The following is a 13,610-nucleotide window of genomic DNA, read 5'->3' as shown; positions in this document are numbered from 1 at the left end:
CACTACGTACGTAATACACAAATAATATTATATTATTCGTAGTCTAGTCAATTGTAGTCATTAAGTTTTCCAAGCAAATTATTACTTGAAAAAATTAAAACAGTCCTCTCGATAATGAACCATCTTATTAATCTAGGTGTTGCCCAAAGAAGATCAGCAAATTGGAAAAGAAAAAGCCGCGGAGAAACAGGTCTGGACACCTGAATTCCGTTCGGCTCGTAGGTAATTAATTAAAGATTGTGATGACTTTGATTACTATTTACAAATTTCCATCACCGCCACCGTCTCCACATGCACCGTCCACGGAAACATATCCACCGGCTGTACCTCCACCGTCCAGAACCCGCCATCCTCCAGCACCCGTAGATCCCTCGCCAGTGTCGAGGGATTACACGACACATACACGACACGCTTCGGCTGCATCGCGATGATCGTCTCGAGCAGCGCGGTGTCGCAGCCCTTGCGCGGCGGGTCGACGACGATGACGTCGGGGGCGATGCCCTGCTCGCGCCAGGCGGGGATGATCGCCTCGGCCGCGCCGACGGCGAAGTCGACATTGCGAATGCCGTTCAGCACAGCATTCGACTTCGCATCCTCGATCGCCTCGGGGACGATCTCGACGCCGTACACCTTGCGCGCACGCTGCGCAAGGAACAGCGAGATCGTACCGATGCCGCAGTAGGCATCGATGACGGTCTCCTCGCCGGTCAGCTCGGCGAAGTCGAGCGCCTTACCGTACAGCACCTCGGTCTGGACCGGGTTGACCTGGTAGAACGAGCGGGCCGAGATCGCGAAGCGCACGTCGCCGATCGTGTCGTAGATGACGTCGCGGCCCCAGAGCACGTTCGTCCGGTCACCGAAGATGACGTTCGTCGCCTTCGTGTTGACGTTCTGGCAGATGCTCGTGACGCGAGGAAGCTCCTCGCGGATCATGCCGATCAGCTCGTCGCGGTGCGGGATCGACTCGCCGTTCGTGACGAGCACGACCATGATCTCGCCGGTATGGAAGCCATACCGAGCGATCACATGGCGCAGCAGGCCTCGGCCCGTCGCCTCGTCGTACGCGCGGATGCCGAGCTCGCCTGCGAGCTTCTTCACGACGCGAACGACCTCGTCGTTCTGCTCATGCTGGATAAGACAGGCATCCATGTCGATAATTCGGTGACTGCCCTGCGCGTAGAAGCCCGCGACGAGGCCGCCCTCCATGTCGGGGCCACCGTGTCCGACTGGCACCTGTGCCTTGTTGCGGTAGCGCCACGGATCGCTCATCCCGAGCGTCGGCCGTACGACGATACCTCGGTAAGCGTCGTCCACTCCAGCCTGTCCCGAGCGCTCACTAGCCGCAAGAGGCTCTCCGCCTTGCCCCTTATATCCAGCACCCCTAACAGAGTTCGCTGCCCCCGCTACACGCTCACCATCCGCAGCGACAGCCTCTCCACGAGCAGCCGTGCCATCCCGTGCGCCGTCACTCGCGCCTTCGCTCGTACCTCCGCTCCCACCTACAGCCGTGCCACCATCCGCCACGCGCAGCTTGCCGATCCGCTCGAGGTTGTCCACCACGAGCTGCCGCTTCCAGCGCAGCTGCGCGTCGTAGCTCATATGTTGCAGCTGGCAGCCGCCGCATTGCTTGTAGATCGGGCAGGGCGCGTCGATCCGATCAGGGCTTGGCTGCACGATGTCGAGCAGCTTGGCGTAGCCGTACTGCTTCTTCACCTTCAGCACCTTGACCCGTACCTTCTCGCCCGGCAGCGCCCCCTGAACGAAAAGGGTAAAGCCGTTCACACGGCCTACCCCTTCTCCGTCATGTCCAAGGCCGACGATCTCGGCCACATATTCTTCATTCTTCGCTACCGGCACATCGGGCGCGTCGGCAGCGGAGCGCGGCCTGCGGCTCGCGGCACCTGCATCACCGACTCTACTCGCCGCACCTACACTAGCTCCACCCGCACCGCTTCGCTTACGTGCTCCGCCGCCTGGTCGCTGTCTATTTCTGTTCGTCATCTTCGGTCTCGTCCTCGACTTTCGTTTTCCAAGGAAGCTTCAGGTGGTTCAGCGGGCTCGCCGTCTTGTAGGTCGTCTGCCCGCTCTCATCCACGAAGATATGCAGATGCTGGGGCAGATTCGTGAATACGCACGGTAGCGTGCCGCCGAATTCGCCGTCCAGGTTCAGCTGCACATAGTCCGGGGACGTCACCTGAATGTGCTTCGTCTTCAAATATATAATGTTCGGATCGGTCAAATGCTCTCCGCGCAGCGCAAGCGAGACGACACGGATGAACTCAGGAAGTGTACACTTACGCAGAATCAGCACGTCGAACAGGCCGTCGTTCAACGACGCATCGGGCGCTAGACGCTCGAAGCCGCCGACCGAGTTACTGTTCGAGATGAGGAACAGCATGACCTCCTCGTGCAGCTCGCCCTCCGGCGTGCGAATGTACAGCTCGATCGGGCGCAGCCGCGGCAGCTTCTCGATGCCCTTCATATAATAGGCCATCTGGCCGATCATCGTCTTCAGCTTGCTCGGCACCTCGTACGTCAGCTCGGTCATCGAGCCGCCGCCTGCAATATTAATGAAGTAACGCTGGTTCACCTTGCCGACGTCGATCGCGCGCGCATGCTGGCGGATGATCACATCGACAGCGCCCTCCCAGTTGCGGGGAATGTTCAGCGCCCGGGCAAAATCATTCGTCGTCCCCAGCGGCAATATGCCGAGCGGGGGACGGTGACTTTTTTCCGCCATCCCGTTGATGACCTCGTACAGCGTACCGTCGCCGCCTGCCGCGATCACGATATCGAACCCGCGCTCGACCGCCTCGGCCGCCGCGAGCGTCGCATCGCCCTCCCCGATCGTCGCATGGGTGCTCGTCTCGAGTCCGCCGCGCTCCAGCCGCTGGAGAATCTCCGGCAGCCGCTTCTTCATTTCCTCACGTCCTGAGCTTGGGTTATAGATCAACCTGGCACGCTTGGCCCGTTCCGTCATGTCGTCTCACCTGTCTACCTTTCATCATGACCTGATGTCACGTGTTCCTTCTTCTTCCATGCACTGGATAGCCGCCTCGATCTGCCGCTCCATCCATCTGGATATGCCGGGGTGCGGCAGCAGCGTAGCTCCGTTATAGCGATACTCGTAGTCTCGGAACCGATCCGGGATGACCTCACTCGTGAAGTACCCTTCGCTTAAGAAAAGCGGCGCCACCAGCACCGTACAGTCCGGTCTGCGGCGGTTCCACAGCTTCAGCTTCCACTTCACCTGATTCGGCAGCAGCATGACTCCATCGGCCTCCGCGAAGCCGCCCCGCGACTTCAATCGGTCTGCGAGCAGCTCCAGTCCCTGACGCCAGCGCAGGTGGAACCCCTTCTCAATGCTCCCGTGCCCGACCAGCAGAACGAGCTCCTGCTCCGGATTGTCCGACAGCGGCATCAGCTTCTCGTACAAGATGTCCGCGATGATCGGATCGTCGTCGATCGGCGGCGTCATATGAAGACGAGCCTGCACGGCGAAGCGCTCCATGTCCGTCGGCAGCAGCGGCTCGTCCTTCAGCCCGAGCGCATATTCGATCTCGTCGATGTGAGTGCTGCCTGAGGAGACGAACAACGGCACAACGATAATGTCCGTCACGCCGATCGATTCGAGCTGCGTAATGCCGTCCTGGATAAGCCGCCCCTCGACGATCTCAAGGAACGACGAATAGACAGGCACACCATATGGCACCTTGACGCTGCTCACCGCTTCATCGACTAGACGCACCCACTCCGCGCTTCGGGAGCCGTGGCTGATGACTAATACCCCGTATTTTACCATAATTGCATGCCTCCTCACCACAAGCATCCGCTGACATGTCCATTAATCCCTCTTCCCGCTCCAATAGCAAAAATCCCGCTCAGCCCCAGGCCAAGAAGGATTGTCGCTGTCGCCTCGCACGGAATTGTCCGAAGCCTGCTCCGTTATACAGCTACTGCTACCATTGTGCCGCGTGTATGTAGGATGTGCCTGTCACGCTGCCACGCGAGTGAGCGCTGCCACCTCGGGGGCCCACGGAGCGCTGAGCGCTGCAGCCTCTGGAGCCCCACGTGCAGGCTCCTCGCAGCTCCTCGCGAGCTCCACACAAGCACAAGCTCCACCGCGCGCTCCTCGCAAGAGCCCTGCTAGCGGCCGAGACGCTCCACCGCGCGCTCCTCGTAAGCCGCCTGCTAGCGGCCGAGACGCTCCAGCGTCATCTTGTACCCGTCGTTGCCGTAGTTCAAGCAGCGCTTCACCCGCGAGATCGTCGCCGTGCTCGCACCCGTCTCCGCCTCGATCTGGTTGTACGTGTTGCCCTTGCGCAGCATGCGCGCCACCTCGAGCCGCTGGGACAGCGACTGAATCTCGTTCACGGTGCACAGGTCGTCAAAAAACACGTAGCATTCCTCTATATCCTTGAGCGTCAATATCGCCTCAAATAACTGGTCAATCGCCTTATCGTTCAGCTTCTTCAATTGCATGGCCGTTCAACCCCTCGATGATCGATCTGCACGCCAATATCCGCGCGCTTTGTTAACATAATCTTTTACCACATTTACAATCTCACCATCTTATTCGACATCCGGGCTGTGAAATCCTCCCTTTAGGTTAGCAAAACGTTACTATTTTTATGCGTTACAGGACTAAACTGCGAATAGGCCAAAATCTATAAAACCGTGACAGGAGTCCATACCATCCATTCGCCTACCACATACAGTATACAAGGAAACCGATGATGGATGAAAGCCCGCACCCGCTGGCCATCTTGATGCGAGACTATGCCGACGATGGCGCACGTATGCATGAGGATGGATGATTTTCGCACATGTTCGGCTTAGCTCCATGAATCATTACACAACGAAGGGAAGGATGAACGATTATGAATAGATCGAAGCAAACGATCGGCAATCAAGGCGCCTATTCGCGTCAGGCCGCACCGGGCTCGGCAAGACGACCGCAAGCGCAGTCGCACTCGTCGTACCCACAGCAGTACCGCCAGCCATATCGTCAGCATACGTATACACGCAGCGTGACGCCAACTGAGGGGTATCCAGGTCTTGGCGGAGGCAGTCCATTGGGCGGCTATCCGGGCTTGCAGGGCGGGCAGCTGCCTGTGCAGCAGCAAGCCTTGGTCCCGACTCAGCAGGCTCCGTCCTCGGGCGGTGGCGGTCTGGGCTCATTGTTCGGCGGGGGCGGCAGCTCCGGCGGTAGCACGGGCGGCGGTCTAGCGTCTCTGTTCGGCGGGGGCAGTGGTGGCAGCGGCAGCGGCTTCAATATAGGGCAGGTGAAGCAGTTCATCGACCGCATGGGCGGCATTGAGGGCATCGTCGACACCTTCGGTAAAATGCAGCGCGTCATCGGCAGCGTCCAGCAGATGGCGCCGATGGTGAAGCTGCTGCTCGGCTCCTTCGGCAAGAAGAACGCCGCAGCAGCAGACGACGACTACGCCTACGTGCCGCGTCGCAAGCGTAAGCGCCGCAAGCGTAAGGGCGTCGTGCGCGGCCGTCGCCGCAGCACGAAGGCGCGGCGTTAACGCGGACGCAGCCGAAGAGCGAGCGGCGGGCGCAGTTATAGCCAGATGCCATTGCAAGAGCCTAATGCCACAACTGAGAGCCGGCAGTCCTCTAGGGATTGCTGGCCTTTTGCACATACTACACCAAACAAACAACCCCTCACTTGTCCTCCCCATCATATCCGCACTCCTTCTTCCGATGGCGTAAGGATAAAGGTCCGAAGGTTTGGCGAGGTCGGGACAATCCCCTCCCACTTTGCACCGATTCACACCTATGTGCTATACTAATTACATACATTTTGTCACTTACTTACATTTTACAATTAAGGATAGATAAGCTTTCCCCAATACATAGTTAAGGATGTGAATCTGTAATGCTGTTTACGTCTTACACCATGAAGGAGCTCACGCTCAAGAACCGCATCGTCATGTCGCCCATGTGCATGTACGCCTGCGACGATGAATCTGGTCGGGTCAACAACTGGCACAAGGTGCACTACCCATCCCGCGCGGTCGGGCAGGTCGGCCTCATCATCGTCGAGGCAACAGCGGTGACGCCGCAGGGACGCATATCGGCGCAAGATCTCGGCATCTGGAGCGATGAGCACGTCGAAGGCTTGAAGGAGCTCACCTCCCTCGTTCATAGCCAAGGAGCTCACATCGGCATCCAGCTCGCTCATGCCGGGCGCAAGGCGCTCGTCGAAGGACCGATCCTCGCGCCATCCGCAATCCCGTTCGATGAGAAGCACCGGACACCCGAAGCGATGACCGAGCAGCATATCGCCGAGACGATTACAGCGTTCGCCGAAGCGGCCCGTCGGGCCAAGGAAGCCGGCTTCGACGTCATCGAGCTTCATGCCGCGCACGGGTACTTAATCAACGAGTTCCTGTCCCCGCTCACGAACAAGCGTACCGACGCCTATGGCGGTGATAAGGACAGACGCTACCAGCTGCTGAATGACGTCATCGATGCGGTCAAGCAGCAATGGAGCGGCCCGCTGTTCGTCCGCATCTCGGCGCATGACTACCATCCGGAAGGGCTAACCCCTGACGATTATGTAGACTACGCCAGAAGAATGAAGGCGCAAGGCGTCGACCTCATCGACGTCAGCTCAGGCGCCGTCCTTCCGGCTGTGCCGCCGAACATCTATCCCGGCTTCCAGGCCGCATACGCCGCACAGCTTCGCAAGGAAGCAGAGGTGGCTACAGGTGCAGTCGGCATCATTACACAGCCCGAGCTGGCCGAGAGCATCCTCGCCAGCGGGCAGGCCGACCTCGTCCTCCTCGGGCGGGAGCTGCTCCGTGATCCGTACTGGCCCCGCACAGCTGCTAAGCAGCTTGGCGTCACGCTCGAGCCGCCGAAGTCGTACAACCGCGGCTGGTAAGGGCATCCAGATCTGTATCGCAATTGAGACACACCCGAATCGCTTAACAAACAACATCGACCGTCTCACCCTCCAGCGATAGAAGGGGATAACGGTCGGTGTTTGTCAATATAGTTGTCGTGAATCTTTGAAAATTTAAATAGAGTCAATCAGGCTTGTGTCGCCGTTGTTGTAGCTATGGAGTGCTGGACTTTCTCGGGGTTAAGATACACTCGTTCGTCTAGACTCCAGTTCCTTATCTTCCCGGACCACCGCCTCGGGTTGTCCTGTCTAGCTTGTTCGTACACTCGCTTTCTCTTCTCAAAAATCTGTTCAGCAAGCCCCTTATGCCTTTGGTTAGGGGTCAGGAAATTAAGCCCGCTGTGGTGATGCTCAGTGTTATACCAATGGACGAACTTCCGTACCCATTCACGGGCTTCTGTCGTCGACTTAAATCCATGTAACGGGTAGCTGGGGCGGTATTTGCAGGTGCGAAACACCGACTCGGCGTAAGGGTTATCGTTGCTGACACGCGGCCTGCTTTTGGAGGGCGTGATTCCTAGGCTGTATAACGTTTCAAGTAGAGTGGCACCCTTCATCGGACTCCCGTTATCCGAATGCAGGACCAGCGGCTCCTTGCGCACAACGCACTGTTCGCTCAGGACCGTTCGACGAACCAATGTGCTCGCATGCTCCGCGGATTCTTCATTCCATACCTCCCAGCCTACGATTTTTCGGCTGAATAGATCAAGGATGAGATAGAGGTAGTAGAATAAACCCTTCACAGGACCAGGCAGCCAGGTGATGTCCCACATCCACACTTGGTTGGCCGCCACAGCACAATGGCTCGTTAACGGCTTCGAAACAGGCTTCTTACTGCGACCTCGATGGTGCTGCTGTCCATGAGCATGCATTACGCGATAGAATGTCGATTCGGACGCCATGTAGACACCCTCATCAGCCAGTCGTGGTACGATTTGGCTAGGTGGAAGGCTCTTGTATGCCGGCTGGTTCACGACCTCGATGATCTGTTGACGTTCCACTTCACTTAGCTTGTGGGATGGGGCAGGCCTTACCGCATGCGGCCGTTGATCCTCTTGCGGTGCGCCCTCTTTGCGCCACCGCTGCAAGGTCCGCTGCGTTAATCCGATCTCTTGGCAGGCCGCCTCTTCTTTGGCTCCAGCATCTACTGCTTCTTGGATCAGTTCCATGGCCATTCGTCGATCTGAGGCACTGATCATGCGTCCTCTTGGTCCCCCCAGATCGACTGTGCCTTTTTTCGCAGCACGAGAAGCGCTGCCGTTTCGGCTAGAGCAGCTTCCTTTCGTTTTAACTCCCGAGTGAGCGTTTTCATTTCTCGCTCTTTAGTTCGGAGTTCTTTTTGCAGCTGGGATGCCTGTTGGGCGAGTCCACCATTGGCTTGCATACAAGCATCCCGCCAAGCTTCAATCTGTTCTGCGTAGAGTCCTTTGGCACGACAGTATTCGGCCAGTTCGACTTCGCTCAACGTAGCGGTTTCCAGCACAATCGAAAACTTATCCCGACTACTCCATTTCTCGGGCTCTGCTCCGCCACCTGGAACGACAGCGCCGTTCGCTCGGGCTTCTTTTTGCCACTTGTACAGCGTCCCTTCGGACAGGCCGCTGTCTCTTGCAATCTGACTCACGGATTCATTATGCGGGGGGATCATTCGTAGTTGTATGTTGCGTTTCAATTCCTCACTGTATCTAGCCATCGTCCGTCACCTCTGCCTCTCTGGTTCTACTATACTTTTTATCGAGGGGTACGACAACTATTGTGACACAGGGGGCGGTCGGTTTTTATTTTTTATAGCCCAGTACCGACATCTTATACACTCTAATGTTAAAATAACTTGATCGATTAAAAAAACACTTCTCACATCAGTAGCGTTGCATAAAAACTAACACGCGAACAGCTTGGACAAATTGTGCTATTATTGTAATAAATAGGTCGTCCTCTGCAACAAAAAACTCCTAAAATTAGGGTAACAGGTAGCCCTGTCCAAATCCCTAACTTAGGAGATACGCATGGACAAGGATACACTATTTTCTGCATTTGGTAAATGGGTTGCACCAATAAATCCAAACATCATCCCGAATTGGCAAAGCACGACTACGCTCGACCGTTATGTGAAAAAGCTCGACACCTTAGTCTTTCTGTACATCTTCATCGAAGCACAGTTAGAGAAGCGAAAGGGTCTTCGTTCCATCATGCGAAAGCTGGAGCACGACGAGGAATTTCAAAAGCAACTCGGCATTGCTTCGATCAGCGCATCCCAGTTGTCCCGTAAAAATAATCAACTGGACCCAGAAGTACTTCAAGCCATCCTTTGTAATCTCATTACACAGTTGCATCGAGATGCTAGGCCGGTATCAGGGCGCATCGGAACGGTCAAGATTATAGACTCTTCTACGATCAGCGTTTGCCTACAGCGGTATAAATGGGCGACTTTCCGAAAAACGAAAGCAGGCGTGAAACTGCACCTGCGAGTGGCATTTGCTGACCCCGACCATGTTTATCCGGATAAGGCAGTGGTTACGCCTGCAAGGCCCGCAGACCGCAGCCAAAAGGACGTCCTGATCGATGAGTCGGACGTCACGTATCTGATGGACCGCGGGTATCTGGACTACGGCAAATACGACAGTTACTGCGAGCGTGGCATTCGATTCGTATCACGATTAAAGGACAATGCTGTTGTCGAAGAAGTGGAAGAACTTTCGGTGAACACAGATTCAGACATCATCCGCGATGTCAAAGTCGTGCTAGGCAAAGCTCACAAGCGCATGCAGCACCCCTTCGTATGATCGTCACCACAGACGGTCGCGGTAATGAGGTCCGTATCATTACGAATCGGTTCGACCTGACGGCAGAAGAGCTTGGTGACCTGTATCGTAGCCGCTGGCAGATCGAGATGTTCTTCCGGTGGGTCAAGCAGAACCTGAAGCTAACCTGTTTTTACGGTGACAGCGAGAACGCAGTGATGAATCAGATTTGGATCTGTTTAATTGCATACTGCTTGCTGCTGCTTATGAAGCTAGAACTGGGAACGAGTCGAACGTTAACGGAACTCATTGAGGCTTTGAAAGAACTCATGTGGCAACCGTGGCTGAGGATGGTCGCAGCAGTAGAGCGAAAACCAAGTCGAACTTCGAGAGGGCGACAGAAGAAACAGAAAGACCAGTAAGTCGCCTAAGTCGAAAAAACCAATCATCAACTTGAAAAGGATGAATATTACAAATGGACAGCAACTGCCTGTTTCAGGGGTACCCCGTAAGTTTTTGGCCCTTGGAATTTGAAAACTAATTTCTGAATATTCCACCATTTTAGATGTCATGATTTATGCAACGCTACTGTTCTCACATAATGAAGGAGATGATCACAATTACATCTAATGTTAATACCTATCGTCTAATAGCAGCTGCAACAGTGTCCATTGCAAGTGTGTTATTTTTCATTGATTTGGCGAACACATCTAACACGATGTGGATAGATGGATTCGGAGTAGCTAGTACATGGATCTTACCTCCAGTTGGCATATTAGTCGCTGGCCGCTCATTCAAATTGTTTGAAAATAAAATCGACGTAATGTTAATACTACTTAATTTAATATGTCTACTTGCCTTTCCAATGTATATGGTAGCTGGTACGATTCTCCTCGGTCCTTGAAGAAGAACTCATGCAGGCAATATGTCCACCAACCTCATCTCTAATAGCATGTACCGTTTAGTAATTAATATATAACCTGATAGCGCACAGTGATTATCCTTATCACAACACTTATGATAACTAAAAAGCTCCTGACCCCTCCTTATCGGGGGGCAACAGAAGCTCTGATTAAATAACACATCCTACATATTCACTTACTTAAAGTCGACACTACTTGCCCTTAATCGACTCCAGCGGCTGATGATTGCCATACTTCGGATACTCGCGCGTCGTCGGCGCGGCCCAATGGACGGCGTTGCGGATGACGCGGCGCACCTGCTCGTTGTAGTACGTCGGGTACGTCTCGTGGCCGGGACGGAAGTAGAAGATCTTCCCTTGGCCTCTTGAGAACGTGCAGCCGGATCGGAACACCTCGCCGCCCTCGAACCAGCTCACCATAATGAGCTCGTCCGGCGCCGGAATGTCGAAGTGCTCGCCATACATCTCCTCCGCAGGCAGCTCGATGTATTCCCCGATGCCCTCTGCGATCGGATGGTTCGGGGCGACGACCCAGATGCGCTCCTTCTCGTCGGCCTCGCGCCACTTCAAGTCGCAGGACGTGCCCATCAGCCGCTTGAACACCTTGGAGAAATGTCCAGAATGCAGCACGATCAAGCCCATCCCTTGCCATACCCGCTGCTGCACGCGCTCCACGATGTAATCCTGCACATCCCCATGCGCCTTGTGCCCCCACCAGATGAGCACATCCGTCTCATTCAAGCGCTGCTCACTCAGCCCATGCTCAGGCTCGTCCAGCGTCGCGTACGTCACCTCGACCTCATGGGCGAGGCCTTCGCCGATCGCCGTATGGATGCCGTTCGGATACACCGAACGCACCTTCTCGTTTTCTTTCTCATGACGGAATTCGTTCCAGATCGTAACTCGCAGCTTGCTGCTCATCGCATCCATCCCCTTCGGCTTCATCATTCGTATTACTACCAGTATATTGAATCAACAGGCCCAAAGATATGCTGAATTGTGCCCGATCTATATTCGATTGTGTTCTCGGCCGAGCGTCTGTGCTATGATAACGTTCATAGAGTCTGAGAATTATGATCGTACGCATATATGCAATATCGCCCTACAGATAGGAGGCCCCCACGCCATGACCAGCCTGCCGAACGCCGCCGCAACTGATGTCATCATCGAGGACGTCGTCTACCAGAACCCGCTTCTCTTCCTGAAAATATGGGAGATTCGCTCGGAGCCATCCGACTCCCTATCAATGGAGCAGCCGCCTGCGCCGATGAAGTGGCATTACCATAAGGAGGTCGAGCTGCTCGTCATGCTGGAGGGACGGCTCGGCGTGCAGACGCAGGACGATTACACCGTGCTCGGGCCGGGGGATGTGTACACGTTAGGCTCGTCCCAGCTTCATCGCACGCAGCGTGCCTCGGCCGAGGAACTCCGTTATGTCGTGTTCCAGGTCGATCTGACGAGGCATATAGACCAGAGCACACTGCCGTACTTGAGCGCATTCTCGGAGCTGACCGAGCCACTGAGTCGTCTGAATTACATCTGGGTCGAAAATGCTCGCGCCCGGCAAGACGCCTTCGCCCTCGTTATGACGATCTTCCGGGAGGCGCAGGCGCGCGGGCGCGGCTACGAGCTGGCCGTCAGCGCAGCGATCAAGCAGCTGCTCCTGCTGTTCATACGCAGCGATACCCGCTCGCTGCTCGGCTATGGCGCACAGGACGCGGAGCTGGTGCGGCTGCAGCCCGCGCTCGATTATATCGACCGCCATCTGACGGAGAAGCTGACGGTGGAGGACGTGTGCGAGCTGGTGCATCTGAGCTACCACTATTTCATCAAGCGGTTCCATAAGGTGATCGGCCTGTCGTTCGTGGATTATGTCAACTATAAGCGCATCAAGACGGCCGAACGCCTCCTACTGACGCAAGACCTCAGCATCGCGGAGATCGGCGAGCGCGTCGGCATTCCGAACATGGCGCAGTTCTACAAGCTGTTCAAGCGCCACAACCAATGCTCGCCGAGAACGTTCAAGCAGCGCATGCAGGGCGAGGCTTAGCGAGGCGCTGGCGCGGGGGGCGCGCGGCGGCGATAGCGCACGGTTCGTGCGCTATAGCGCCTGCGAGGCGCTGGCGCGGGGGGCGCGCGACGGCGATAGCGCACGGTTCGTGCGCTATTGCGCCTGCGAGGCGCTGGCGCGGGGGGCGCGCGACGGCGATAGCGCACGGTTCGTGCGCTATGGCGCTGGCTGAGCGCTAGCACGCGGGGCGCGCGACGGCCATAGCGCATGCTTCGTGCGCTATTGCGCTGGCAGAGCGCAGGCACGCGGGGCGCGGCGGCGATAGCGCACGGTTCGTGCGCTATTGCGCCTGCGAGGCGCTGGCGCGCGGGGCGCGCGACGGCAATAGCGCACCATTCGTGCGCTATGGCGCCTGCGAGGCGCTGGCGCGGGAGGCGCGCGACGGCAATAGCGCACCATTCGTGCGCTATGGCGCCTGCGAGGCGCTGGCGCGGGAGGCGCGCCGCGGCGGTAGCGCACGTTTCGTGCGCTATTGCGCTGGCTGAGCGCTCGGGCGCGCGGCGCGCGGCGGCGATAGCGCACGGTTCGTGCGCTATTGCGCCTGCGAGGCGCTGGCGCGTGGGGCGTGCGACGGCGATAGCGCACGGTTCATGCGCTATTGCGCTGGCTGAGCGCTTGGGCGCGCGGCGCGCGACGGCAATAGCGCACGTTTCGTGCGCTATTGCGCTGGCTGAGCGCTTGGGCGCGCGGCGCGCGACGGCGATAGCGCACGGTTCGTGCGCTATTGCGCCTGCGAGGCGCTGGCGCGTGGGGCGTGCGACGGCGATAACGCACGGTTCGTGCGCTATTGCGCTGGCTGAGCGCTCGGGCGCGCGGCGCGCGGCGGCAATAGCGCACGGTTCGTGCGCTATTGCGCCTGCGAGGCGCTGGCGCGTGGGGCGTGCGGCGGCGATAGCGCACGGTTCGTGCGCTATTGCGCTGGCTGAGCGCTGGGGCGTGCGGCACACGCGACGGCAA

At 57.0% G+C, this 13,610-nt stretch carries 11 protein-coding genes; 5 read left to right on the top strand and 6 right to left on the bottom strand.

The features are described 5' to 3' along the window. Positions 1-255: 255 nt before the first annotated feature. From rlmD to PAE68_RS05070, 4 genes are all read right to left on the bottom strand, one after another. Positions 256-2,001 (bottom strand): 23S rRNA (uracil(1939)-C(5))-methyltransferase RlmD, encoded by a 1,746-nt coding sequence (gene rlmD, locus PAE68_RS05085; RefSeq protein WP_281884728.1) that lies wholly within the window; start codon positions 1,999-2,001, stop codon positions 256-258. After that, the gene (locus PAE68_RS05080) at positions 1,985-2,980 is read right to left on the bottom strand and encodes a diacylglycerol kinase (RefSeq protein WP_281884726.1); all 996 of its coding nucleotides are present in this window, start codon (positions 2,978-2,980) and stop codon (positions 1,985-1,987) included. The genes rlmD and PAE68_RS05080 overlap by 17 nt, the downstream gene beginning before the upstream one ends. A 24-nt stretch (positions 2,981-3,004) precedes the next feature. Continuing rightward, on the bottom strand, positions 3,005-3,802 hold the full coding sequence (locus PAE68_RS05075) for a sirohydrochlorin chelatase (protein WP_281884724.1): 798 nt from the start codon (positions 3,800-3,802) through the stop codon (positions 3,005-3,007). A gap of 389 nt (positions 3,803-4,191) precedes the next feature. Next, on the bottom strand, positions 4,192-4,482 hold the full coding sequence (locus PAE68_RS05070) for a YerC/YecD family TrpR-related protein (RefSeq protein WP_010494821.1): 291 nt from the start codon (positions 4,480-4,482) through the stop codon (positions 4,192-4,194). A 398-nt stretch (positions 4,483-4,880) separates the two neighbouring features. On the opposite strand from PAE68_RS05070, the gene vrrA reads away from it, so the two are divergent. Then, positions 4,881-5,534 carry a VrrA/YqfQ family protein gene (gene vrrA / locus PAE68_RS05065; protein WP_281884714.1) on the top strand — a complete coding sequence of 218 codons (654 nt, stop codon included), beginning with the start codon at positions 4,881-4,883 and terminating at the stop codon, positions 5,532-5,534. A 353-nt stretch (positions 5,535-5,887) separates the two neighbouring features. Further along, complete coding sequence (gene namA / locus PAE68_RS05060; protein ID WP_281884712.1) at positions 5,888-6,898, top strand: NADPH dehydrogenase NamA; 1,011 nt, start codon at positions 5,888-5,890, stop codon at positions 6,896-6,898. A gap of 149 nt (positions 6,899-7,047) precedes the next feature. Here the strand turns inward: namA and PAE68_RS05055 are convergent. Next, a protein-coding gene (locus PAE68_RS05055; RefSeq protein WP_397378190.1) for an IS3 family transposase occupies positions 7,048-8,612 on the bottom strand; the annotation gives its coding sequence in 2 pieces (ribosomal slippage) (positions 7,048-8,141 and positions 8,141-8,612; 1,566 coding nt in all). Between the two features lie 313 nt (positions 8,613-8,925). Between PAE68_RS05055 and PAE68_RS05050 the strand changes: the two genes are divergently transcribed. After that, positions 8,926-9,702 (top strand): IS4 family transposase, encoded by a 777-nt coding sequence (locus PAE68_RS05050; protein WP_281884710.1) that lies wholly within the window; start codon positions 8,926-8,928, stop codon positions 9,700-9,702. Beyond that, positions 9,699-10,082 (top strand): transposase, encoded by a 384-nt coding sequence (locus tag PAE68_RS05045; protein WP_281884708.1) that lies wholly within the window; start codon positions 9,699-9,701, stop codon positions 10,080-10,082. The genes PAE68_RS05050 and PAE68_RS05045 overlap by 4 nt, the downstream gene beginning before the upstream one ends. Before the next feature lie 692 nt (positions 10,083-10,774). Here the strand turns inward: PAE68_RS05045 and PAE68_RS05040 are convergent. Continuing rightward, complete coding sequence (locus PAE68_RS05040; RefSeq protein WP_281890900.1) at positions 10,775-11,503, bottom strand: ThuA domain-containing protein; 729 nt, start codon at positions 11,501-11,503, stop codon at positions 10,775-10,777. 205 nt (positions 11,504-11,708) lie between these two features. Between PAE68_RS05040 and PAE68_RS05035 the strand changes: the two genes are divergently transcribed. Next, on the top strand, positions 11,709-12,632 hold the full coding sequence (locus PAE68_RS05035) for a helix-turn-helix domain-containing protein (protein ID WP_281884706.1): 924 nt from the start codon (positions 11,709-11,711) through the stop codon (positions 12,630-12,632). Positions 12,633-13,610 lie beyond the last annotated feature (978 nt).

Source organism: Paenibacillus sp. YYML68, from assembly GCF_027923405.1.
Classification (GTDB): domain Bacteria; phylum Bacillota; class Bacilli; order Paenibacillales; family NBRC-103111; genus Paenibacillus_G.
Note: the sequence above shows the minus strand (reverse complement) of the source record. Positions and strands in the feature narration are given on the sequence as shown.

Bases quoted from the DNA above. Each gene is read 5' to 3' on its own strand.
- rlmD (WP_281884728.1), bottom strand. From the start codon at position 2,001: ATGACGAACAGAAATAGACAGCGACCAGGCGGCGGAGCACGTAAGCGA.
- PAE68_RS05080 (WP_281884726.1), bottom strand. From the start codon at position 2,980: ATGACGGAACGGGCCAAGCGTGCCAGGTTGATCTATAACCCAAGCTCA.
- PAE68_RS05075 (WP_281884724.1), bottom strand. From the start codon at position 3,802: ATGGTAAAATACGGGGTATTAGTCATCAGCCACGGCTCCCGAAGCGCG.
- PAE68_RS05070 (WP_010494821.1), bottom strand. From the start codon at position 4,482: ATGCAATTGAAGAAGCTGAACGATAAGGCGATTGACCAGTTATTTGAG.
- vrrA (WP_281884714.1), top strand. From the start codon at position 4,881: ATGAATAGATCGAAGCAAACGATCGGCAATCAAGGCGCCTATTCGCGT.
- namA (WP_281884712.1), top strand. From the start codon at position 5,888: ATGCTGTTTACGTCTTACACCATGAAGGAGCTCACGCTCAAGAACCGC.
- PAE68_RS05050 (WP_281884710.1), top strand. From the start codon at position 8,926: ATGGACAAGGATACACTATTTTCTGCATTTGGTAAATGGGTTGCACCA.
- PAE68_RS05045 (WP_281884708.1), top strand. From the start codon at position 9,699: ATGATCGTCACCACAGACGGTCGCGGTAATGAGGTCCGTATCATTACG.
- PAE68_RS05040 (WP_281890900.1), bottom strand. From the start codon at position 11,503: ATGAGCAGCAAGCTGCGAGTTACGATCTGGAACGAATTCCGTCATGAG.
- PAE68_RS05035 (WP_281884706.1), top strand. From the start codon at position 11,709: ATGACCAGCCTGCCGAACGCCGCCGCAACTGATGTCATCATCGAGGAC.